This is a genomic window from Pseudomonas sp. GW821-FHT07B01, from assembly GCF_059419065.1.
In genome coordinates this window covers 192006-214682 of record NZ_JBWKRA010000010.1, presented here as the reverse complement: position 1 = coordinate 214682, position 22677 = coordinate 192006, and the positions used below count along the sequence as shown (strand labels likewise).

The following is a 22677-nucleotide window of genomic DNA, read 5'->3' as shown; positions in this document are numbered from 1 at the left end:
AGTAGGTCATCGTCAAGATTAAATTCCGAAACCCCAATTGCGAAAGCAGTTGGGGTTTTGTTTTGGGCGCTCGAAAATTCCAGCGCTTCCAGCAACATTAAATAATCTGCCGTTGAGGGAATTCGATACAAAGTGTTTCTGCATTTTTGCTATGGTGCAGCACATTTTCACAAGGATTGATCTTTATCCGCAGGATGCGGCGTCGACCTTTTCCAACGAGATGCTGTAGAAATGCCTGAACCGATACCTATCAAAGACCACGAAAAAGAAAACCGCCTAGTCAACAAGCGCTTGCTCGCCTGTGCGGTGCTGGTGATTGGGATCACCTGTGCGCTGGTAGGGCGCATGTATTTCCTGCAGGTGGTGCAGTACGACTACCACTCCACAATTTCGGAAAACAACCGGGTCCACGTACTGCCCATCACACCGACTCGCGGCTTGATCTATGACCGTAATGGCGTGGTGCTGGCCGACAACCGCCCTAGTTATAACCTGACCATCACCCGTGAGCGCACCGCCGACCTCAAGGGTGAGCTGGACGAAATCGTCAATCTATTGCACCTGCCTGCCGAAGACCGTGCGGTGTTTGATAAGGCGCTCAAGCAGGCCCGTCACCCGTTTGTTCCCGTCACGTTGTTCTACGAATTGACCGAAGAGCAGATCGCCGTTTTGGCCGTTAACGAGTTCCGTCTACCTGGGGTGGACGTGGAACCACAATTCGTTCGCCACTACCCCCTGGGCGCGCACTTTGCCCATTCCATTGGCTACGTCGGTCGTATTAACGAAAAGGAATCCAAGACCCTTGATTCGGTGGAGTACCGCGGTACCCAATCTATCGGCAAAACCGGAATCGAGCGTTTTTACGAGTCTGAACTGCATGGCCATGTCGGTTATGAAGAGGTAGAGACCAACGCACAGGGCCGTGTGCTGCGCGTGCTCAAGCACACCGATCCGATCCCTGGCAAAAATATCGTCCTGAGCCTCGACGTCAAGCTACAGGAAGCTGCCGAAGAGGCCTTGGGTGACCGTCGTGGTTCGGTGGTCGCCCTGGACCCGCAGACCGGTGAAGTACTGGCTATGGTCAGTAAACCGAGTTTCGATCCGAACCTGTTTGTCACAGGCATTAGCTTCAAGGAGTACGCTGCGCTGCACGACTCCATTGACCGCCCGCTGTTCAACCGCGTGCTACGCGGGCTCTATGCGCCGGGCTCAACCATCAAGCCGGAAGTGGCCATCGCCGGTCTCGACAGTGGCGTTGTTACTCCACAAACCCGAGTGTTCGACCCGGGTTACTATCAGTTGCCAGACTTTGACCATAAATACCGCAACTGGAACCACAGTGGTGACGGCTGGGTGGACATGGACGCGGCCATCATGCGTTCCAACGACACTTACTTCTACGATCTGGCCCATAAACTCGGGATCGATCGCCTGCACGACTATCTGGCCGAGTTCGGCCTGGGTCAGAAAGTGTCCCTGGATATGTTCGAAGAGTCTGCCGGCTTAATGCCATCCCAGGCCTGGAAGCGTGCAACCCGACGCCAGCCGTGGTTCCCAGGCGAAACCGTGATCCTCGGCATTGGTCAAGGCTACATGCAAGTAACACCTCTGCAATTGGCCCAGGCCACTGCATTGATCGCCAACAAAGGCGTATGGAACCGACCGCACCTGGCCAAGACAATCAATGGTGTGCCACCGGTGGATGAGCACCCAATGCCCAACGTGATCCTCAAGGACCCGCGTGACTGGGAACAGGTCAACCATGGCATGCAATTGGTGATGCACGATCCCCGCGGTATCGCCCGAGCGGCAGCGCAAGGCGCGCAATACCGTATCGCCGGCAAGAGTGGTACCGCCCAGGTGGTGGCGATCAAGCAGGGTGAGCGCTACAACCGTAACAAGACGTTGGAGCGGCATCGCGATAACGCCTTGTTCGTCGGTTTCGCGCCGGCCGAACATCCGAAAATCGTGATTTCAGTCATGATCGAAAACGGTGAGGCCGGCGGCCGTGTAGCCGGGCCTGTGGTGCGACAGATCATGGATGCCTGGCTGCTCGACCAGGAAGGCCATCTCAAGCCGCAATATGCAGCGCCGGCCAAGGCTCCCGGCGATCCAAGGGTTTGACTCAAACCTCCCACTCATCCCAGCGTGCTACGCCGTCATAGGCCAGCCACGGTACTTCATGGGCCGTCCAGATATGCGAGGTGGGCCTGACGCCCGGATCATCATCCAGCGTCGCCACCCGCACGATCACGTGAGGCTGATGCCCACGTTCAGCGATCAGATGTGAGCCGCAGCGCGAGCAGAAATGTCTGAATTTGCCCGGTGAGGATTCAAATGACGACAGCAGTTGCTCACCCTGCGTCCAGCGAAAATGCTCACGCATCACCCCGGCCGTGGCAACAAATGCTGCCGCGTGTGCCTTGCGGCAGCTTTCGCAGTGGCAGTGGCTGATGGGCATGTCCAGGCTGTCCACTTGATAGCGCACGCCTTTGCACAAGCAACTTCCATTCAGTGGGTCAGTCATAACCTATGGCCAGGCAAGGAGGGGGTCATCATCATCGCGCACAACGCAAGGTTGCGCATTGGTTGATGTCGCCTACTGTTCAATGAAGGAGGTGACTTATGCACGTATTAGATCGCATCGAACGTAAAGTCCTGCTCAATGCGTCACGTAAACAGGTCTGGGAGGCTCTCACGCAGGCCGAGCAATTTGGACGCTGGTTCGGTATCGCGCTTAAGGGTAAAACCTTTGTGGCTGGGGAAACCATCGAAGCGCCGATTACCTATCAAGGTTATGAACATGTCGTGTGGAAGGCCAGGATCGAACGTATCCTGCCCCAAACGCTGTTTTCCTTCTGGTGGCATCCTTTCGCAGTGGAAGAGGGCGTCGACTACGACAAAGAGGCGCCGACGCTGGTGGAGTTCACGATTGAAGATCGCGCTCCAGGCATTCTGTTGCGGGTCGTTGAGTCCGGTTTTGACAAGGTGCCCGAAGCGCGTCGTCAGAAAGCCTTCAAGATGAACTCCCGTGGCTGGGATGAGCAAATGGGCAATATCGAAAATTATCTGAGCAAGCCCCCAACAAGGTGATGGCGCACACCGGAGGGCAGTCTTCACTCCCCTAGGCAGACAGGCCGCTGACGGGCTCACAAATCACGTTCAGCTCAATGCCTTTTCTTGATTTGCTGGGCTTCATGCACGTAGCGGTCGGTGGTGGCGTTTGCACGGATGCCGAGTAGAATCACGCCCTGAAAGCGATTCCTGAGGTGCGGTACGGTGGATTTACAGCAGGGTTTTGTCCTGACCCGGCATTGGCGCGATACCCCGGCGGGCACCGAGGTCAGCTTCTGGCTGGCCACCGATCAAGGGCCACGGTGCATTCGCCTACCCGTGCAGACCTCGGTGGTTTTCATCCCAGAGGCCCATCGCAAGCCACTCGACTGGCTGCTCAAGGGGGAGCGCGATCTCGAGTTGCGCCCCTTGCAGCTATGCGACTTTCATCACCGCCCGGTTCTGGGCCTCTATGCGCGCCAGCACCGCCAGTTGATGGATATCGAGAAGCGCCTGCGTGCTGCCGGGGTCGATGTCTACGAAGGTGACGTGCGCCCTCCGGAGCGCTACATGATGGAGCGTTTTATCACCGCTCCCGTCTGGTTCGGTGGCACCGCTGATGCAAGCGGCACCTTGCTCGACGCGCAAATGAAGCCTGCCCCCGACTACCGTCCTCCCTTGAAGCTGGTGTCCCTGGACATCGAGACCACCGCCCAGGGCGATCTCTACTCCATCGCTCTCGAAGGCTGTGGCGAACGCCAGGTGTACATGCTCGGCCCGCCGAACAAAACCGACGCCGTGGATTTCAAGCTCGACTATTGCGACACCCGCGCTCAACTGCTCGAACACCTCAACCAATGGCTGGCCACTTTCGACCCCGACGCGATCATCGGCTGGAACGTGGTGCAGTTCGACCTGCGCGTACTCCACGAACACGCCCAGCGCCTGAACGTGCCGCTGTTGCTCGGGCGTGGCGGTGAGGCCATGGCCTGGCGCGAACACGGCAGCCGCAATCACTACTTTGCGGCGGCGGCAGGAAGACTGATCATCGACGGTATCGAAGCGCTGCGTTCGGCCACTTGGAGTTTTGAATCCTTCAGCCTGGAAAACGTTGCGCAAACCCTGCTCGGCGAAGGCAAGGACATCTCCACGCCGTACCAGCGCATGGACGAAATCAACCGCATGTTTGCCGAGGACAAGCCTGCTCTCGCGCGCTACAACCTCAAGGACTGCGAACTGGTCACGCGGATTTTCGAGAAGACCGAGTTGCTCAAGTTCCTGCTGGAACGTGCCAGCGTCACCGGGTTGCCGGCCGACCGTAACGGCGGCTCCGTGGCCGCCTTCACCCACCTGTACATGCCGTTGATGCACCGCCAGGGTTTCGTCGCGCCGAACCTGGGCGACAAACCGCCCCAAGCCAGCCCCGGCGGGTTTGTCATGGACTCGCGCCCGGGCCTCTATGAATCGGTGCTGGTGCTGGACTACAAAAGCCTTTACCCGTCGATCATCCGCAGCTTCCTCATCGACCCGGTGGGCTTGATCGAAGGCCTCAAGCATCCCGACGACAGCGATTCGGTGGAAGGCTTTCGCGGAGCGCGCTTCTCCCGCACCCGGCATTGCCTGCCGTCCATCGTCACGCGGGTGTCCGAAGGCCGCGAAGAGGCCAAGCGCGAGCGCAATGCGCCGTTGTCCCAGGCACTGAAGATCATCATGAACGCCTTTTACGGTGTGCTCGGCTCCAGCGGCTGCCGGTTCTTCGACACCCGGCTGGCGTCCTCGATTACCCTGCGTGGGCACCAGATCATGCGCCAGACCCGCGCGCTGGTTGAGGCCCAAGGGTACGAGGTGATTTACGGTGACACCGACTCCACCTTCGTCTGGCTGGGCAGTGCGCACTCTGCGCAGGACGCCAATCACATCGGCCTGGCGCTGGTGCAGCACGTCAACGACTGGTGGCGCGCGCACCTGAGCAACGAGTACGGCCTGCAAAGCGCCCTGGAGCTGCAATACGAAACCCACTTCAGCCGCTTCCTGATGCCGACCATTCGTGGCGCCGAGGAGGGCAGCAAAAAGCGCTATGCGGGCCTGGTCGTGCGCGAAGATGGCAGTGAAGACATGGTCTACAAAGGCCTGGAAACCGTGCGCAGCGACTGGTCGCCCCTGGCCCGGCAATTCCAGCAGGAACTCTACCAACGCATCTTCCATCGCCAACCCCATCAGGACTACATACGCGACTACGTGCGGCGTACCTTGAGCGGCGAATTCGATGAGTTGTTGATCTACCGCAAACGCCTGCGCCGGCCCTTGCACGACTACGAACGCAACGTCCCGCCCCACGTACGCGCCGCGCGCCTGGCAGACGAGTACAACGACCGCCTGGGCCGCCCGCGCCAGTACCAGCGCGGTGGCTGGATCAGCTACGTGATCAGTGTCAACGGCCCGGAACCGCTGGAAGTGCGTCAGGCGCCCATCGACTACGACCACTACGTCACGCGCCAATTGCAGCCCGTGGCCGACGCAATCCTGCCCTTCGTGAATGACGATTTCGGTACCCTGGTAGGCGGGCAGATGGGGCTATTCTAGGTAATCACCACAGGCTCAATATTGCCCATCGCTCAGGAGGAAACGCCCATGTACACCCTTTATGGCACCGACGAATCCGGCTCCTGCATGATCGAAATCGCCCTGCAGCGCTGCGCAGTGCCGTGGCATCGCGTGCAGGCCAGTTCCTGGCAGGACGGCGAGGGTAGCGACGCCCTTGCACGTATCAATCCACTCAAGCAGATCCCCACCCTGGTCACTCCAAATGGCCAGGTACTGACCGAAAGCGCCGCGATCCTGATCCACTTGGGCCTGGAGTATCCCAAGGCCGAATTGCTGGCCGGCGATCGTACGCAGATCCTGCGCGGCTTGCTGTATATCGCCGCCAACTGCTATTCGGCGATCGGCATCATCGACTATCCGCAACGCTGGTTGGGCAATGCCGATGAGGCGCAGCAAGCACAACTGGTCAGCGGCACACGGCGCTACCTGCACCAGGCTTGGGTCGTGTTTGCCGATCAGTTTGCCGGCCAGCTGTTTACACCCAGCAACGCGCCGAATGCACTGGGCATCATGGCGGCGGCGGTATCGCGTTGGGACGACGCGCGCGAGGTGCTCGGCAACCTGGCGCCGGGCTTTGCGCAGAGCCTGGAGCGGGTAGACGCCGACCCTGTCGTGGCCCCCGTTTTTGCCCGGCATTGGCCGCAGTGGAAGGTCTCGTAACCGGAAGAAACAATGACCGAGCCACTGTCCAAGCCCTTGCGTAGCGGGCTTCCTGACCTACGCTTCTCAAAGTGGTGTAGGAATCATCCTTGAATTTGGCTGTCGCAGACATGAAACTCAAGAACCCTGCATGGAATTCAAAGGAGGTGCGCATGCTCATCCGGTCGCTGACCCTGGCTACCTTGATGGCTTTTACGGGGCCGTTGTTGGCCGCTGATGATAATCCGCTCAAGCAGGAATTGGGCAAGACGCGCCCCCTGGTGGTCGTGGAGCTTGATGCTGGAAACCCGACACTGGCAACGCTGAAGAAACAACTGGAAGAGGCTGCCACCAAGCAGGCCTTCGAAGAGCGCAGCATGGTGTTCTACACCGTGAAGTTCGGCAGCATTGGTGCCGAAGGGGAGAAGTTCGCCAAGGATCCCAAAGACAGCAAAAAGCTCACGCCGCCTGAAACCAACGCACTGATCCGTGCCCTCAAGCTCGGCGTCGGCAGCGGCACCAAAGTGATTCTGGTCGGCAAGGACGGCGAGAAGAAACTCGAAAAAACCGTGCCGCCGGACAGCCTCGACCTGAAGGAATTCTTCAGCGCCATCGACCAGATGCCGATGGCAGAAAAAGAAGCAGCTGCCGTGGCAGAACCTGAGCCTGCCGCACCTGCTGCGCCGGCCAAGGGGGCCAAACCTGGCAAACCCGTCAGCAAGTCGGCGCCTCAGCAACTTGATGATTGAACTACATGACCCATGTGGGAGCTGGCTTGCTGTGGCAAGCAAGCCCGCTTCCTCATTAGTCCTGTAGTGCTTTTAGGGTTTAGGCGCTTTGCGCACCGGAAACGGAAAATAGAAAAACCGCAAGAACGCCACCCGCTTGATCACTTCCCCTATCAGCAACGGCACCAACAGTGCCACCACCAAACCTACACATGCCGCCATGAACGGATGCAGGCCCAGGCGCTCCATCAGGTCAAACGTCTTGTGCTGGATTTCGCCATGAAAGATCAACAGAATCAGGGTGGACTGGCCGATATAGGTCATCACTCGGGTGAGCAGCGCCGACACCATCAACACCCGCGCCAGCGCCCAGCAAATGTACACGCCGATCACCGCCAGCAGGCTGGTCCATAGCCAGTGGTCGTAGCGTCGCTGGGCCAAGTCCATGGTGTCGTGGCTGTAAATGAACACGGCGGCGAACAGCACCACCGAGATCAACAGGGTCAGCAACGAACCTTCATGCCGACGCAGCCAATCGCGCAGCAGGTAGCCATAGATGAAGTAGGTGCTGCTGATCAGCGTGACGTCGAGGCTGAAAGGCAGGCCGGGCAGCGTCCAGGTGTGGTCACCGACGCTCACCGGTATCTGCCAGAACCATTGCAGCGTCCAGATGCCTAGCAACAGTTGCACGCCGATCAGCATGCAGGCGGCCACCAGGGGCAGCTTCAAGCGCTGGATCAGCCGCAGCATCAGCCAGCTGAATAGAATCGCCACCCAGAAGTGCGGCAAGAACCACAGCGCTTGCCATGGGATAGTGTCCACCGAGGCATACAGCACGCCGCCTATATCCGGCAGCAGCGGTTGCCCCCGCAGTACGTCACGCACGATCACGTACAGCAGCATGGTGAAAAAAAACGGCTTGAGCAGGCCATCGGCCTTGCGCACCGCCATCTCCACGAACGGTTGCTCGGGCTTGAAGAACACCCCTGACAGGAAAAAGAACAACGGCAGCACGAACGACGCCAGGATCGGGTACATCAAGTCCAGCGAGGTGGCGACGAACCAACTGTGGCCATACACAATAATCAGGATACCAATGCCCTTGGCGATATCCATTTGAATCCAGCGATGTTTCATCTAAGTCTTCCCGAACGATCATTCACGCCTTGCGCCACGGCCTAAGCCACAGCCCCATGCCCAGCAACACCAAAGCACCTGCCAGGGTACTCAACCCCAACTGCAGCCATACGCCTTGCAACCCGAACAACACCAGCGCCGCCAGCCCCAGCATCAACGTGCCGAGCAGCCAGTGCCGCGCCCAAGGCAGTGCCGTGAGCAGCCCCTGGCGCTGCATCAGCAGCAGCGCGGTGCAGATCACCCCAGCCAACGCCGCCAACGGAATACCGGCCAGGCCAAATGCAAACGGCAGTGCGCAGAGCAACAGCACGTTGACCAGGCTGCCCAATAATTCACAACGCAGCGGCTGGCGCGTATCACCCGCGGCATACGCATAGCGCGCCAGCAGGGCGTTCCATGCGCCAAACACCAAGGGCACGGCAAACCATGCCAGCAGCAGTGGCAGAGGCGAATCAACCGATTGCTTGGGCAGCAGCAACGCCACCAGACTGGGCGCCGCCGCCACCAGGCCGACGCCCGCCGGCAGCGTCAGCACACTGGCGGTTTCCAGGCCGCGCTTGAGCAGGGCCAGGCGTTCATCGCCCTGACGGCGGCTCATCATGCCCAGCAGCACCTGGTTGAGGCTCATCAGCGCAATCAGTGGCAGGTTCATCAGCTTGCGGGCCAGGTTGACCCAGGTCACCGCGCCTTCCCCCAGCAGCGACGCCACCAGGCGTTCGATCAAAGCCAAGCCCTGGCTGGCGCCGTTGCTCAGTAACAGCGGGCCTATACGCTGGCCCAACTCCCGCAGGGGGGCAACCGACAGCTGCATGCGCCACGGCCGCCAGCCCTGACGCCAAATCGACGGCAACAACGCCAAAGGCATCAACAGGCTACCGGCGAGACAGGCCAAGGCGAGGCTATGGGGTTGACTGGCCGTGCCGGCCAACGCGAGATAGGCCACCGGCGGCAGGTTGAACAACAACGAGCCGAGCCCTGCCAGCAAAAAACGCTCGCTGGCCTGCAAGGGAATACTGAACAGTGCATGCAGCATCAAGCCTGGCACGCACCAGGCCACGACCTGCAAATTGCTGGCGGCCAGGGCGGTGGCACTGGTCGCCAGCCCCGGGCCCAGTACCTGCACCAGCCAGGGGGCTGACAGCATCAGCAGCAGACTGACCAGCAGGGCAACCAACAGCAATGCCGGGAACAACACGGCCAGCCAATCGAGGCGCTCGCTGTCCTTGCGCTGCAAGTAGAGCGGCAACGCGGCGGCGCTCAACACGCCACCGGCCAGTGACATTCGCAGCGCCTCGGGCAAGAACAGTGCGATCAAGAACGCATCACTGCGCTCCCCCGCGCCCCAGGCCGCCACCAGTAACCATTCGCGTGCGAACCCCAGGCACAGGCCGAGCAGGGTCGCCAGCGTCAGCCATACGGCAGAACCGAGCATCAGGGGCGCGCGCCATCAAGCAGCGGCTTGCGAAAAACCACAGTCTTGACCTGTGGCAGGCGCGCTGGGAACAAGCGCCGTGCTTCCAGCACATTGATCCCAACCATCAGCCAGAACAGCGCGACCATCACGACGGCAAAACTGAAGTAGTGGTCAAATAACCCACTGACCAGCGCCGACAGAATTCCTGCCGTGCTGCCCAGCCACAGGGCATTGTCCTTGGTCAGGCGGATCGGGCCTTTTTCCGGCCTGGCTTCACGCCACCAACGCACCGTAACGGCTATAAAGAGCAGCATGCCGACGATGCCGGTCTTGTAGATAAAGTTCAGCCACAGGTTGGAGATCCCCAGCAAGTGTGTGCCCGGTACCGGAGGGTCAACCTTGAAGCCAATGCCGAACGGATACGCCACCACGGCCTGGGGGAACATGCGGTATTCATCAAAACGAACTTCGGTGCTGGCGTTGCTCGACGAAAAGATCGTCGCCAAGCGTTCCTGCAGCGGTGGATAGGCCATCACCAAGGCCACGGTCAACGCCGCGCCGATCATCAACAAGCGTCCGGTGTAAGGCACGCGGCGGGTGGCCATCCACATCAGTACCAGCGCCAGGCTGACCATCGCGCCACGGCTGCTGGCCAACAGCAACGCCGCCGCTCCCAGGCACGCCACGCCAAGGCCCAGCGCACGTTTGAAACCTTGTTCGGTCATGCCGTAACAGAACGCCAGGGGCAGCAACAGCGCCATGATCCCGCCGATGGCGTTCGGGTGCATCCACGGTGAACCCATGCGCGACGACATGGCTTCCAGGCCGAATTTCAACATGTCGAAGTTGCCGTAGTTGAGAAGGGCGAGAATCGGCGCAATCCCTGCCCCTGAGCGCGTGCGCACGAACACGGCGATCGACATCACCAGCATCGCCAGAGTGCCCAGCAGCAAGGCGATCACCAGGCTTTCGCGGCGTTTATAGTCCACCAGCAGCTTGGCGGCCAGGAACACCCCAGACAGGTTCAACAACCAGCGCAGCCAGTTGGCTACGCCGCTGCTTTCGGCGTGGATGCTCACCTGGCCAACGATAAACGGGAACACGCTGAACAGCATCAGCCACAGCAGCATCTGGTCGGTGGGCCGGCGTGCCAGGCGCGGTGCATCGGGCAGGCGTGACAGGAAGCTGTGCCACAGCACGGCGCCCCAGGTCAGCGCCAGGATGGCTTCGCTTACCGTGCTGCGGATGCCCAGGTTGAGGGTGGAGTAGGGCATGAAGGTCGCGACCAGGGCAAACAGCAACAAGCCCCAGAAGGGAAAGCGCAGGATGGTCACGGCTGCCGCAACACCCATCACAGCGAGAAAGGCCTTGGCCGGTGACAGCGCCAGGGCGGCTGCACCAAACAGCACGCCGAAGAGGATGGCGACGAGGCTTGCCAGGGAGAGTCTCATTTCAGTTCCTCGATCAGTTCGGCCAGGCGCCGACGATAGGCGTTTGGGTTGTAGCGTTCGGCCCATTGCTTGCGTTGTTCTGCAGAAGACTCGTCGCTGCGCTCGCCCAGGCTCAGCATCAGTTGCACCAACGCCGGGCCATCGGTCGGGGAAAACCGCGGCGCCGACGGCGGGGTGATTTCATCCAGCGAGGTACCGCTGGCCACGGCCACAGGTGTGCCGACGCTCAGCGCTTCAATCACCGGTAAACCAAACCCTTCCGCGTAGGAGGGCTGCCATACACGGGACGCCTGGCGGTACAACGCCTGCAGTTGGGCATCGGTGACACCACTGAGTGCGCGAATTCCCGGTAGCCCGCGCTGTGCTTCGGGCAAATGCTCAAGGCTGCCCACCAGCACCAATTCCGGTACAGCGGGTGATTGCTGCCGCGCCTGCTGCCAGGCCTTCACCAGAAAGGGTACGTTCTTGCGCAACTCGCGAGTGCCCACCAGTAGCCAGAAGGCTTCGGGTAAGTGGCGATCAGACAGGTCTGCTGCCGGCTCATTGAACCCATCCACCTGATTAGGCAGCACACGCACCTTGCCCGCCGCCTGGGGAAACAGGCGTACGGTTTCATCGGCACTGTATTGGGAGGGTGTCCACACGCGGTCGGCGCTGCGCACCGCATAGGCAATCGACAGCCGGTCGCTGGTCTTGTAGACCAGGGCCTTGAGGCGATTGGCGTGGTAGTTGTCCAAGGTGATCTGGAACAGGTCGTGCAGCAGTACCACAGTGCGCAGCCCCTTGGGCTTGGGTGGTAATGGCAAGCCCATATTGAAGGTGCTGATGTACAGGTCAATCTGTTGTTCGCGCAGGGCCCGGGGTAAAAAGCCGGCTTCGAAACGCAGGCGATTCTGTGGCTGATGCATCGCCGTCTTCGCGCAACCCCAGGTCGGGCAGTGGGCCTGCAAGCGTGTCTGGTCGCCCAGCGGGGCCACGGTAAACCGTTCCAATTCGATACCCGGCAAGGCACGCAAGGCGCTTTCCAGGGCATACACCTGGCGGCTGATACCCGATTGCGGCGAGGTGCCGACGGTGCGGTAATCCAGGCCTACACGCATACAGGCTCCTTTTGAGTGAGCGGCGACAGGCTGGCGTACACCTGCTCCAATTGGCTGGCGGCCACGCTCCAGTCATGGGCTCGCCGCACATAGGCGCGCCCGGCTTCGCCAATGGGCGCTGCGGCCGCGGGGCATTGCAGCAGGCGTACTACAGCATTCGCCAGTTCAGCGGCGGTCTGCCCTGCGAGGTAGTCCAAGCCGTCGACCAGGTCCAAGCCCGACACGCCCTGCTCGGTGCTGGCCAGGGGCAGCCCGGCCGCCAGCGCTTCCAGCACTTTGAGCTTGGAGCCGCCGCCATGGCGTAACGGTGCCAGGAACACTGAACAACTCGATTGCAGGCTCAGCAGGTTCGGCACGAAGCCTTGCCACTCGATGCGGGGGTCCTGCCAGCGCTCGCGCCAGCTGTCGGGCATGCCGAAACCGCACACGCTCATGCGCGCATCCGGGCAGCGCTCCCAGACTTTGGGCAGGATTTCATCCAGGGCCCACTCGATCGCGTCCACATTGGGCGCGTACTCGTAGTTCCCGAGAAACAGTACACGGCGTGTCGATGGATCTGGGTGTGCAGCGGCAAAGTGGTCGCAGTCCACGCCATTGACCACCACCGGCACCGGTTTGCCGGCGATGCCTTGCATCACCTGTGCATCGCTGTCGGTTACTGCTACCACCTGGGTAGCCTGGCGCATTACCCGGCGTTCCCAGCGCATATAGCGCCATTGATCGTAGCGAATGAACGGCAGCGCCCAGCTCGGCAGGCGGTCATAGGTGGCCGCGCCCAGGGCCGATTCCACGTTGTGTTCGGTGAGCACGAAGGGCTGGGACTTACGCACCAAGGCGTCTTCATACGGCTGGAAGCTGTAGCTGTGTTCTATTTGCACCACATCCCAGTGCTCATTGAGCAGTTGGTTGAATCGGTCCTGCAACGTCCCCGACAGCCCATTCACGCTGGCCAGCAAGGGGTAGGGTGCAAAGAGTCCGGCCACCAGGGTCTTCACGCTGCGCAGCGGGCGACGGGGCAAGATGATCAATTGCTCTAGAAAGGCTTCCAGTACCTGGCGATCGCTCAGTGATACCGGGTGTTTGTCATGCAGGAGCAAGGTGATCCGATGCCCCCGGGCCGCCAGGCTGCGCAGCAGGTGGAACTGACGCGTCTTGCCGCCGCTGGTGGCGGGCCAGGGTGAGTAGGGCAGGATCCATAAAATGCGCATGACGGGTTTCAATCCCATAACAGAATTTGCAGGTTCGGCTTGACCGCAACGGTCAAGCCGTTGGTGCCGCTCACTGGGGTTTGCGTGCCGCGCAGCGGGTCATACAGGGTGGCGTTGGCGAGGTCCGGCAGGTGCGCATTACCGCCTTTTGCCGACCAGAAGAACCACAGCTTGCGACCATCGGCGCGCGTCCATCCGATGCTGAACAGGCCCTCGGGCAGTTGGTCGGCGGCGGGTGGGTCGCCAGGCGTCAATTGCGGTCCGCTGACATCGAGAAAATGCTTCAGGGCGGTGTAGACCGGTTTTGGCTTGGCATCGAGGTCGAGCAAGCCGTAGGCACGGTCGCGCACGCTGGCGCGCTGGTCGAGGTCGCTCAAGGTGAACAGGAAGATCTTGTCGAAATCCATCGCGCTCATCAGGGCAAGGCGGCGGAGCACATAGTCGGCCTGGCCTTGCAGGGTAATGATGTCCTGGACTTCCTTGGGCCCCGTGTAGGCTGACCAGCCCCATTCGGTGCTCCACAGGGTCTTGACGCCATTGCTGCGCAGTTTCTGGTTGAGCGCAGTTGTCTTGGCGACGAAGTCCAGGTTGGCGGGGTCGTTTCCTTCGGGCAACTGGGTGTAAGGGTGATAGGACATCACGGTGTTCAGGCTGGGCACGCCGAGGGCATCGAAGGCGTCGAGCATGGTCTGGCCGTTGGGCATCTCGCTGAAAAACGCCAGGCCAGCCGCCACCACTGGTTTATTCGGGTTGACCGCACGCAGGGCCGCTGCGCTGCTTTTCAGCAGGGCGGCGTAGCCGGCCGGGTCGGCCACGGGGCGCCAGAAGCCGAGCAGATTCGGTTCATTCCAAACCTGCCAGGCATCAACGCTGGGATAACGTTGGGCCAACAGCGCCATGCGGATCGCGAACACATTCGGGTCCTTGGGCGGGTACTGGTCCTGATACGGCGCACCCACGGGCGCGGTGGTGATGAAGGGCGCCGAACCCACCAGGTAGAAGACCGACTTGAGCTGGTTGTCCTGCAACTTGGCCACCAGTTCGTCCAGCGTGGCCACCTGGTACTGATCAGCCACCGGCTCCAACCGATCCCAATGCAGGTCCAGGCGTACCCACTGCAAGCCCAGGTCCTTGAGACGGTCGATCTGCATCTGGTAACGCTGGGGGCTGAACCACAGGAACTGCGCGTTCACTCCCAGGAAATCCTTCCACACCAGCACCTTGTTGCCCTTGAGCACATGGCTCTCGGCATCGGCCGGGCGCCCCCAGATAAAGACGGTAACGCCCATGACCGCCACCAGTGCAAGCGTGGCCAAGTACGTACGTTTACGCACCATAAGGGGCCCCCGCAATCGCTTGCTCAAAAAGCTGCTTGAACTGCCGTGCGGTCAGCGGCCACAGGCGTTGGCCGCCAATGTGCGCGGCGCGTTCGGCCCAGTCCCTGGCCAGCGTCGGGGTCTGCGCCAGGCGCAGTAGTTGCGCGCTCAACGCGGCGACGTCGCCTTGGGGATAGATTGCGCCGTTCCCGCTGGCAACCTCTTCGGCAAATGCCCGTGCATCCGAAGTAATCGCCCCGCGCCCGCACGCGGCGGCCCAGGACAACGCGCCGCTGGTGCCGCGCTGGCGACCCAGCAGGCCAAGTTTTTTCGATTCGCGATACGGCAGCACCATCACGTGGTGCGCCTGTATCGTCTGCGCAATCTCGCTGGCCGGCAGGTTCAGCCGCCAGTCGATGGAGCCAGACAGGCCAAGGTCGGCTATCTGGCGGTTCAATTGTTCAAGGTAATTGCCGCCCGCCCCAAACGCCATTTCGGCGGCAGTGCCACCGGCCAGGGTCAGGCGCACACGGTCACGCAATTGGGGGGCTTGCTGGAAGACTGCGGCCAGGGCCTGTAACAGGTCTTCAATGCCTTTGCCCCGGTAGATAAAGCCGAAATAAAGCAGGTGCAGCGTATCCAGGGGCGGCAGCGCCACCGCCGCAATCGCCAGGTTGGCATGGTTGATCACCGCCACTTTGCCCGCAGGCAATTGCATACGTTGGCTGAGGCAATCGGCGCCCAGGCGGGTGAGGGTGATCAGTCTTGTGAGGCCGCGGGCCACCTGCCGCTCTTCACGCAGGGTCAGCGGGTCTGCCAGCACCACCGCCGCTTGCGGCAACGGGCTGGGCAAGCGCTCCAGCAGGTTGAGCGGGAAGGGCAGTTGCTCGCGCCGCCATACCATGCGCTCGGGGTCATGCACGGTGGCCGTCAGCGGCAGGTTGGGATAGGCCTTGCGCAACTCGCGCAACGCCAGAAACTCCCCCAGCCGGCCGCCGCCCAGCTCGGCGTGGACCAGGTCCACGCTCTGCCAGTCGAATGCAGCCATGGCCTGCTTGATCGCGATGCTGGTGCCCTCGACGCCGCTCAACGGTGTCGCCACCGTCACGCCCAGCTGCTCCAGTGCCGTCTTGAAATGGTTCGCGTAGTCGGCGATCCCATTTTTTTCCGGCGGCAAAGGCGCGAGCAGGGCGATGCGCATCAGAACGCCCCCCGATATTTGGCGATGGTCTGCAGCACCTTGGCCGGCACTTCGAATTTACGCCGGTTGATGATGATGCCGTCCACTTTGCCGAATGCGGTATTGAGGATCGACAGCGCATGCTCCACCACCGGGACCGTGCTTTTCTGCGCCTCCACCACCAGGGCGATCAGGTCGGCGCGACGCAGATTGACGAAGGCATCGCGGTTGTCCAGCAGCGCCGAGGCATCCAGCAGCACCACTTCGCCCGGCGCCGCCGGGGCCGCACCGCCGACACGCACAGTAATGCCGTTTTCCTGAAGCAACTGGCGCAACTGTTCCACTACAAACGTCACCCCTTCGCCATGGCGCGCCGAGGTCAACCCGAGGGTCAGGCCGCGCTCAGTGATACGGTCCAACTGCAGCAGACCGTAGAGCCGGTAGATGCTCGCGTTGAAGGCGTTGGTGCCTTGTGCGGTACTGGTATCCAGTTCCGGCAGGGTGGTCCACAGCGGCAGGCCGAACTTGCGTTCCACCAGGCCGCCGTCATGGATGCGCTGGTCGAGCAGGTAGCACAGGTAGATCACCAGCAAGCCGACCACGATGGAAAACGGGATCGCCAACAACAGCATCAACAGGGTTTTAGGGAAGATTCGGCCAGGGTTCAGGGTGGCTTCCTCGATCACCGCGATGTTGCTGATCTGGCTGTTATCCAACTCACGGTCGATGCGCGATTTTTCCAGGTTATCGACATACAGCGCATAGTTACGCTCGGTGGCACTCAGTTCACGGGACAGGCGCGCCAGCTCCGGTTCAATCTCCAGGGCTTCCTTGCGTTGCGCCTCGAGGTTCACCAGTTGTTTCTGCTGTTGCACCAGTTGTGTACGCAGCGCCGAGTTGTTGCTGGACTCATCGAGCAGCACCCGCTGCAAGTGGATCTCCAGAGTATTCGGCGCACGGTTTTCCGAGCTTTGCACGGTATTGCTTTCATTTGCGACCTGGGCCTGCATGGCGCGGATCGACGCATCCAGGGCTTTGACCGGCGGCGCATTGTCGGTGTAGGTGCGCATCATGTCGGCCTTTTCCAGCAACTTCTGGTTGAGCAGGCGACGCAAGTCCTGCTGCTGCGGGTTCAGCGCAATCTGGCGTACCGTGGTCACTTCCTTGGGTTGGGTCTTGAGCTGAGTGCGGGTGCTCTCCAGGGCGCTGTCGGACGAGGCAATCAAGCGCGTGGTATTGAAGGTTTCGCCACGCAGCACGTTGATGCGCTCGGACAAATCCTCCAGGCGATCGGTGATGCTTGCCGCGCCGATCTGGTTCAAGTGGGCAAGAATCTGCTCCTTGTAGCTCTTGATCTCGGTAGCGCTGTTGGCTACCTGGCCTTCATAGAAGGCATACAGGCTCTTGCGTCCCAGGGCCTGGGTGCGTTCGTTGATGTAGGTCTCGACCCAGCTTTTGACCACCGCCTGGGCGATTTCCGGGTCGCTCCACTTGAAGCTGATGTCCATGACCGTGGAACCGGCCGCGTGGCTGACGTCGAAGTTTTTCTCCAGGCTGGCGGCCAGGCGCTCCACGGGTGTGGTCTGTTCAATGATGCCCACGGTTTCCAGCACCACGCGCACACCGTCGAACACTGCGCCGATACCACTTTTGACGTAGTACTTGGTGCGCTTCCAGAGGCCTTCCGGTGGCGGCATTTTGTCGATGACTTCCAGGTAATGCTCGGCCACCGCCCGCACGATAGGGCGACCGGTCAGCAGGCGTTCCTCATCGACAATCGGGTCGCGTTGAGTGCTCGGCATGACCAGCGCCTGGCGGTTGCTGATCTCAATGGGCAGCGTCGAATCGCGCCCCGGCTTGACCAGCAAGCGTGCGGTGGATTCGTATTTGGCTGGTAGTAAAAAGGCCCCCAGCAGAATGATCACCAGCGCCGCGATGGCCGCCAGCTTGAACTCGTGCCGGAAGATGAAGAACAGGCGCAGAAGATCGCGAAAAGAACGGATCTCGATCATGGGATGTCGCTCCTTTAGTTACTGCCGCCGCTGGTTCGGGTGTAGTTGTAGCCAACCCCGATCGACTTGGTGAATGGGATCAACTGGTTCAAGTAGGTATCTACGCCCTGGATGCGCTCGCCCACGTTGGATTTGGGCACGAACACCACATCTCCCCGCTGCAGCGGCACTTGTTTACGCCCGTTGGGGCCGGTCTTGAGGTACTGGCTGAAGTCCAGGAAGTAAGCGCGGTAGGTGCCTTGGGTGTCTTCGCGCAACAGTGCGACCATGCTGGCGTTGCCCGCCGGGTTCACCCCGCCGGCGCCGACGATGGCTTGTTCCAGGGTGTTGGCCGAGGCGATCGGCACCGTGGTCGGGTTGTTTACCGCACCGCCGACGATGATCGAGTTGCCCGGTGCCTGGTTGATGTTCACCGTCACCCGTGGCTCGCGATACACCGGCGCAAGCTTGTTGCTCAGCTCGTTCGCCACCTCGGCTGGCGTACGACGCGCTACCTGGATCGGGCCCAGGAACGGGTAGTTGATCTTGCCATCGGTTTGCACGGTGTACAGCGTCAGCTCATAGATGGTGCTGACGTTGAACGCCGACAGCGTTGGCATCTCACCGGCATCGCGCACAATGCGCAACTGATCGCCGATGCGGATACGCTCTACCGCCGGCGGCAGCTGCGCAAGCTGGTCGAGGGCGCGCTTGCCGTCCTCGACCGTCTTGCCGTCGGGGGGGACGATACGTGCAGGGGTATTGCAGGCGGCCAGTGCCATCATGGCCAGGACGAGCATAGTTCTTTTCATCAAGGGGGACTTCCTGTAGGTCATGATGCTCACCTCCAATAACCGGGAAACATGCTGATGCGCCGCTTTAGGGCGAGGGGTAGGCGGCGTTCCAGATGGCCCAGCCGATAGCCGAGCAATTTGAACGCGCTGCGCACCAGTACTTCGGGTACGCGGTGCAATGCACCGGCTGCGCGCAACGCTGCGAGTTCAGCCTGTACATAGCGTTTACCTTCACCGCCGGCATCGCCAAAGGCTTGGCGAATCCACGGTTCGCGACCGTAGAACACGCCAATGTCGAAGTAGCGGTGAAACTCATCCATGAGTCGGTAATCGTGGGAGTGGTACACCCGCGCCGTGGCGGCGTAGCGCACCTTGTAGCCATCAAGCAGCATGCGCGCCGCGACGTAGGCATCCTCACTGCCGATCACATCGGCGGGGAAGCCACCCACGGCCTGCAGGGCGCTGCGCCGGTAGACTGAAAACGAGTCGGAGCTGAAGCAGGTTTTAATCCCCAACTGCGCAGCGTCGGCAAGGCTCTTGGTGCGGCTCTGGGCCGGGTAATTGAAGTGGCGTGACTGGGCTCCCAGCACGCCAGCACCTGGGTGCGGCAATTGCCGGCCGTAGGCCACGCCGTTGAGTGGGTCTTGTTGCAATTCTTCGAGCAGGTTGGCGAAGGTCTCGGGGTCAGCCGGAATCGCGTCCTGAGTCATCACGATCAGTGCGTCACCGCTCGTGTGTTCACTGGCCCAGCGCCGTGTGCCACCGTGGTTGAAGTCGCGTGCGTCGATAACCTCGACCCGCGCGCCAAATTCGCGAAAGCGCGCCACGGTGTCATCGCTGGACGCGCTGTCGACTACCAGCATCTCGTCCGGTTGCCGGGTCTGCATCTGCAGCGCGGGCAGCAGCCGCGTCAAATGACTGGACGCGTTGCGGGTCGGAATGATCAGCGAGGTGCGCATGTCATTTCTTCTCTGCGGGCGCGCGCCCATAGATGTCATCGAAGCGCACGATGTCGTCCTCGCCCAGGTATTCGCCGCTCTGCACTTCGATCATCACCAGGTCGATGATGCCGGGGTTAGTCAGGCGGTGCTTGTGCCCTGCCGGGATGTAGGTCGATTCGTTGGCGTTGATCAAAAATTCGCGCTCGCCATTGGTGATCTGCGCGGCACCGCTGACCACTACCCAGTGTTCGCTGCGGTGGTGATGCATTTGCAGCGACAGCGACGCCTGGGGCTTGACCACGATGCGCTTGATCTTGAACCGGCTGCTTTCCTCCAGCACGGTGTAGGTTCCCCACGGCCGTGTGACGGTGCGGTGCAGGCTGAACGCCGGATGGTTCTGGCGCTTGAGCTCGGCGGCGATGTAGCGCACGTCCTGGCTGCGATTGGCGTCGGCGATCAGCAGGGCATCGGGGGTATCGACGATGATCAGGTCTCGCACGCCAACCGCACCGAGTACGCGTTTGGGCGAGTCGATATAGCAGTTGTGCACGTCATGCAAGATGGCTTCGCCATTGACCTGGTTGCCCTGGGCATCGCTGGGCGTGAGCTGGCGCAGGGCTTCCCAGGAACCGATGTCGCTCCAGCCGATGTCGCACGGCACCACGGCCACTTGCGCGGACTTTTCCATCAACGCCACGTCGATGGAAAGGTCCGGCGCGGTGCCGAAGGCCTCGCTGCCCAGTTCACGCTGGCGCGAGGTGCTGTTTTGCAGGTGCTGGCTCTGCTCGAGGGCTGCACGAGCGGCCCCCAGTACGTCGGGAGCATGGGTCGCCAGCTCGTCCACCAGAGTACTGGCCTTGAAGCAGAACATGCCGGCATTCCACAAGTGCTTGCCGCCGTCGAGATAGGCTTGGGCCGTGGCCAGGTCGGGTTTTTCGACGAAACGCTTGACCCGGTTACCCAGGCTCAGGGCTTCACCTTTTTCGATGTAGCCGAAGCCTGTTTCCGGGTGATCGGGTTGAATGCCGAAGGTCACCAGGTAGCCGGCTTCGGCCAACTCGCGTGCCTGGGTCACGGCGTCGGCGAACGCGGTTTCATTCAGCACCAGATGGTCGGCTGGCATCACCAACAACTGGGCGTCGCCACCGAAATGCTCCTGCACGTGCAGTGCCGCCACCGCAATGGCCGCTGCGGTATTGCGACCGAACGGCTCCAGCAACAGGTCCAGAGGCAGCCTGGCCTGGTTGACCCCGCGGTAGTCATCCAGGGTGCGAAACAGCAAGTCGCGATTAGTGACGGTCAGCACACTTTCCACGCCGGGCAGGCGCGCGGCACGTTGAAAGGTTTTCTGCAGCAGGCTCTGGCCGTCCCGCATACGCATGAATGGCTTGGGCATGTTCTGCCGGGACACCGGCCACAGCCGCGTGCCTGACCCACCGGAAATAATGCAGGGGATTAATCCGTTGAGTGTATTCATCAATAGACTTCCTTGGTGGAAAGGACGGCTGGGACCGTCATGAAGACGATGTACAAATCGAACCACACGGACCATTTGGAGATGTACTCCAGGTCGTATTCGACGCGTTTCTGGATTTTGAACAGGGTGTCGGTTTCACCCCGGTAGCCGTTGATCTGCGCCCAACCGGTGATGCCGGGCTTGACCCGGTGGCGCGAGCTGTATTCGCTCACAGCCACTTCGAACGGAATACCGGCGGCTTTGGTGGCGGTGGCATGAGGGCGCGGGCCGACCATCGACATGTTGCCCTGCAGTACGTTGAACAACTGCGGCAGCTCATCGATGCTGGTCTTGCGGATGATGCGGCCAACCCGGGTAATGCGCGGGTCTTCACGAGTGGTCTGGCGTTCGGCGGTAAAGTCGCTCTGGTCGGTGTACATCGAGCGGAACTTGAACACGCGAATTTCGTTGTCGTTATAGCCGTAGCGGTTCTGGCGAAACAGCACCGGGCCCTTGGAGTCGAGCTTGATCGCAATGGCCGTGACCAGCATCACCGGTGACACCAGCACCAGGGTGATGCTCGCCAGGAGCAGGTCTTCGCAACGCTTGATAAACGGCGACCAACCGCGCAGCGGCAACTGCGAGGTATTGAACATCAGGATGCCGCCCACGTCTGTGATCCGGCTATGGCCGTAGCGCAGGGCAGCCATGTCGGGCACCAGCATCACGTTCACCGACATTTGCCGCAGGCGATTGACCAGCCCGTGAATGCGTTGCTCGGCAGCCCAGGGCAGGCAGATCATCACTTGGTTGACCTGTTCGGCGCGGATCAGTTTTTCCAGGTCGCGGGTATTGCCCAACAGCGGCAGGCTGCTCAGCTCCTTGGGAATACGCTCGGTGCGGTCGTCGATAAAGCCGATAAGCCCGGAGCGAATGTCGCCGTTGCGTTGCAAGTGGTCGGCGACATGCACGGCGGTGTCTGTGAAACCCAGGATCACTGTGCGTTGCAGGTATTTGCCCTTGCGCATGAGTTTGCGGTACAGGCGTAGCATCACCAGGCGTTCGGCACAGAACATCGTCAAGCTGGCGATATACCACACCACCAGGTTGCGCGGGTTCAATTGCGGAAATACCTGCAGGATCTGGTACATGAACAACAGGATGCAGAATGCGGACGACCAGGCCACGATATTGGTGCGCAGGCGCAAGCGATTACTGAACAGTTCCTCGGAATAAATGCCCAGGGCCTGGAACAGAATGATGGTCAATACCGCAAAAAACAGCAGCAAGCCCAGAAAGTGCGAACGCATTTCAGGGTCCATCGGGTCGAGGAAAAGCGCCAGGACCAGCGGTGGGAAAATGGCCGTCAGACCGTGGACCAGCTTGACGAAAACCACAAAAAACTCGACAAACCCTGCTCGGGTCAAAAACAAGCTGACAACTGACGACTTCTCTCGCATACAAACATCCCTCATTGCACACCAGGCGTTCTATTCGGTCGTCTGAACCAGACGGCAGCGGACTACGCTGGGTAAAACGCATCCCTTCCTTCGGATGGATCGCTCCAAATGAAAGAATTTTGCAAGGGCAGTGGCTACTACAGGAGGACTTCCTTTTCTCTTTCAGTCAATAATTTGACCTTGTTTCAGCGATGATATCATAGA

Annotated in this window: 18 protein-coding genes; 5 read left to right on the top strand and 13 right to left on the bottom strand. The window is 60.9% G+C overall.

Annotated elements, in window-relative coordinates; genetic code table 11:
* Positions 1-231 precede the first annotated feature (231 nt).
* Positions 232-2124: a penicillin-binding protein 2 gene (gene mrdA / locus AC07S6_RS13955; RefSeq protein WP_197883611.1), complete on the top strand. Its 1893-nt coding sequence runs from the start codon at positions 232-234 to the stop codon at positions 2122-2124.
* A 1-nt stretch (position 2125) separates the two neighbouring features.
* On the opposite strand, the gene AC07S6_RS13950 is transcribed toward mrdA, so the two are convergent.
* Positions 2126-2527, bottom strand: coding sequence for a GFA family protein (locus AC07S6_RS13950; RefSeq protein WP_197883609.1), 402 nt, complete (start codon positions 2525-2527; stop codon positions 2126-2128).
* Between the two features lie 98 nt (positions 2528-2625).
* Here AC07S6_RS13950 and AC07S6_RS13945 point away from each other — a divergent pair, with 98 nt between their 5' ends.
* The 4 genes from AC07S6_RS13945 (at position 2626) to AC07S6_RS13930 (ending at position 7046) form a co-directional block, all read left to right on the top strand.
* Entirely contained in the window at positions 2626-3093 is a 468-nt protein-coding gene (locus AC07S6_RS13945; RefSeq protein ID WP_495112492.1) for an SRPBCC family protein, read from the top strand.
* Positions 3094-3279: 186 nt separating this feature from the next.
* The gene (locus tag AC07S6_RS13940) at positions 3280-5637 is read left to right on the top strand and encodes a DNA polymerase II (RefSeq protein WP_495112491.1); all 2358 of its coding nucleotides are present in this window, start codon (positions 3280-3282) and stop codon (positions 5635-5637) included.
* A 48-nt stretch (positions 5638-5685) separates the two neighbouring features.
* On the top strand, positions 5686-6318 hold the full coding sequence (locus tag AC07S6_RS13935; protein ID WP_032903754.1) for a glutathione S-transferase N-terminal domain-containing protein: 633 nt from the start codon (positions 5686-5688) through the stop codon (positions 6316-6318).
* A 152-nt stretch (positions 6319-6470) separates the two neighbouring features.
* Positions 6471-7046: a DUF4174 domain-containing protein gene (locus AC07S6_RS13930; protein WP_034125844.1), complete on the top strand. Its 576-nt coding sequence runs from the start codon at positions 6471-6473 to the stop codon at positions 7044-7046.
* A gap of 72 nt (positions 7047-7118) precedes the next feature.
* On the opposite strand, the gene AC07S6_RS13925 is transcribed toward AC07S6_RS13930, so the two are convergent.
* From AC07S6_RS13925 to AC07S6_RS13870, 12 genes are read right to left on the bottom strand one after another with little or no spacing between them, the layout of a single operon-like run.
* Positions 7119-8162, bottom strand: coding sequence for an acyltransferase family protein (locus tag AC07S6_RS13925; protein ID WP_054922231.1), 1044 nt, complete (start codon positions 8160-8162; stop codon positions 7119-7121).
* A 22-nt stretch (positions 8163-8184) separates the two neighbouring features.
* A complete protein-coding gene (locus tag AC07S6_RS13920) occupies positions 8185-9594 on the bottom strand; it encodes a lipid II flippase MurJ (RefSeq protein ID WP_495112490.1) in 1410 nt (469 codons plus the stop codon).
* A complete protein-coding gene (locus tag AC07S6_RS13915) occupies positions 9594-11027 on the bottom strand; it encodes an O-antigen ligase family protein (RefSeq protein WP_495112489.1) in 1434 nt (477 codons plus the stop codon). The genes AC07S6_RS13920 and AC07S6_RS13915 overlap by 1 nt, the downstream gene beginning before the upstream one ends.
* A complete protein-coding gene (locus AC07S6_RS13910; RefSeq protein WP_197883595.1) occupies positions 11024-12127 on the bottom strand; it encodes a glycosyltransferase family 4 protein in 1104 nt (367 codons plus the stop codon). Before AC07S6_RS13910 ends, AC07S6_RS13915 begins: the two co-directional genes overlap by 4 nt.
* Entirely contained in the window at positions 12118-13335 is a 1218-nt protein-coding gene (locus AC07S6_RS13905) for a glycosyltransferase family 4 protein (protein WP_495112488.1), read from the bottom strand. The genes AC07S6_RS13910 and AC07S6_RS13905 overlap by 10 nt, the downstream gene beginning before the upstream one ends.
* A gap of 8 nt (positions 13336-13343) precedes the next feature.
* The gene (locus AC07S6_RS13900) at positions 13344-14672 is read right to left on the bottom strand and encodes a cellulase family glycosylhydrolase (protein ID WP_034125838.1); all 1329 of its coding nucleotides are present in this window, start codon (positions 14670-14672) and stop codon (positions 13344-13346) included.
* On the bottom strand, positions 14662-15852 hold the full coding sequence (locus tag AC07S6_RS13895; RefSeq protein ID WP_197883591.1) for a glycosyltransferase: 1191 nt from the start codon (positions 15850-15852) through the stop codon (positions 14662-14664). Before AC07S6_RS13895 ends, AC07S6_RS13900 begins: the two co-directional genes overlap by 11 nt.
* Positions 15852-17843, bottom strand: coding sequence for a GumC family protein (locus tag AC07S6_RS13890; protein ID WP_034125836.1), 1992 nt, complete (start codon positions 17841-17843; stop codon positions 15852-15854). The genes AC07S6_RS13895 and AC07S6_RS13890 overlap by 1 nt, the downstream gene beginning before the upstream one ends.
* A gap of 14 nt (positions 17844-17857) precedes the next feature.
* Complete coding sequence (locus AC07S6_RS13885) at positions 17858-18634, bottom strand: polysaccharide biosynthesis/export family protein (protein WP_034125835.1); 777 nt, start codon at positions 18632-18634, stop codon at positions 17858-17860.
* Between the two features lie 29 nt (positions 18635-18663).
* Complete coding sequence (locus AC07S6_RS13880; protein WP_060764306.1) at positions 18664-19575, bottom strand: glycosyltransferase family 2 protein; 912 nt, start codon at positions 19573-19575, stop codon at positions 18664-18666.
* A gap of 1 nt (position 19576) precedes the next feature.
* Positions 19577-21034, bottom strand: coding sequence for a mannose-1-phosphate guanylyltransferase/mannose-6-phosphate isomerase (locus AC07S6_RS13875; protein ID WP_495112487.1), 1458 nt, complete (start codon positions 21032-21034; stop codon positions 19577-19579).
* A complete protein-coding gene (locus AC07S6_RS13870; RefSeq protein ID WP_034125832.1) occupies positions 21034-22473 on the bottom strand; it encodes an undecaprenyl-phosphate glucose phosphotransferase in 1440 nt (479 codons plus the stop codon). Before AC07S6_RS13870 ends, AC07S6_RS13875 begins: the two co-directional genes overlap by 1 nt.
* Positions 22474-22677: the final 204 nt, after the last annotated feature.

Coding starts and splice junctions, on each gene's coding strand:
- mrdA (WP_197883611.1), top strand. CDS start 232: ATGCCTGAACCGATACCTATCAAAGACCACGAAAAAGAAAACCGCCTA.
- AC07S6_RS13950 (WP_197883609.1), bottom strand. CDS start 2,527: ATGACTGACCCACTGAATGGAAGTTGCTTGTGCAAAGGCGTGCGCTAT.
- AC07S6_RS13945 (WP_495112492.1), top strand. CDS start 2,626: ATGCACGTATTAGATCGCATCGAACGTAAAGTCCTGCTCAATGCGTCA.
- AC07S6_RS13935 (WP_032903754.1), top strand. CDS start 5,686: ATGTACACCCTTTATGGCACCGACGAATCCGGCTCCTGCATGATCGAA.
- AC07S6_RS13930 (WP_034125844.1), top strand. CDS start 6,471: ATGCTCATCCGGTCGCTGACCCTGGCTACCTTGATGGCTTTTACGGGG.
- AC07S6_RS13925 (WP_054922231.1), bottom strand. CDS start 8,162: ATGAAACATCGCTGGATTCAAATGGATATCGCCAAGGGCATTGGTATC.
- AC07S6_RS13920 (WP_495112490.1), bottom strand. CDS start 9,594: ATGCTCGGTTCTGCCGTATGGCTGACGCTGGCGACCCTGCTCGGCCTG.
- AC07S6_RS13915 (WP_495112489.1), bottom strand. CDS start 11,027: ATGAGACTCTCCCTGGCAAGCCTCGTCGCCATCCTCTTCGGCGTGCTG.
- AC07S6_RS13910 (WP_197883595.1), bottom strand. CDS start 12,127: ATGCGTGTAGGCCTGGATTACCGCACCGTCGGCACCTCGCCGCAATCG.
- AC07S6_RS13905 (WP_495112488.1), bottom strand. CDS start 13,335: ATGCGCATTTTATGGATCCTGCCCTACTCACCCTGGCCCGCCACCAGC.
- AC07S6_RS13900 (WP_034125838.1), bottom strand. CDS start 14,672: ATGGTGCGTAAACGTACGTACTTGGCCACGCTTGCACTGGTGGCGGTC.
- AC07S6_RS13895 (WP_197883591.1), bottom strand. CDS start 15,852: ATGCGCATCGCCCTGCTCGCGCCTTTGCCGCCGGAAAAAAATGGGATC.
- AC07S6_RS13890 (WP_034125836.1), bottom strand. CDS start 17,843: ATGATCGAGATCCGTTCTTTTCGCGATCTTCTGCGCCTGTTCTTCATC.
- AC07S6_RS13885 (WP_034125835.1), bottom strand. CDS start 18,634: ATGAAAAGAACTATGCTCGTCCTGGCCATGATGGCACTGGCCGCCTGC.
- AC07S6_RS13880 (WP_060764306.1), bottom strand. CDS start 19,575: ATGCGCACCTCGCTGATCATTCCGACCCGCAACGCGTCCAGTCATTTG.
- AC07S6_RS13875 (WP_495112487.1), bottom strand. CDS start 21,034: ATGAATACACTCAACGGATTAATCCCCTGCATTATTTCCGGTGGGTCA.
- AC07S6_RS13870 (WP_034125832.1), bottom strand. CDS start 22,473: ATGCGAGAGAAGTCGTCAGTTGTCAGCTTGTTTTTGACCCGAGCAGGG.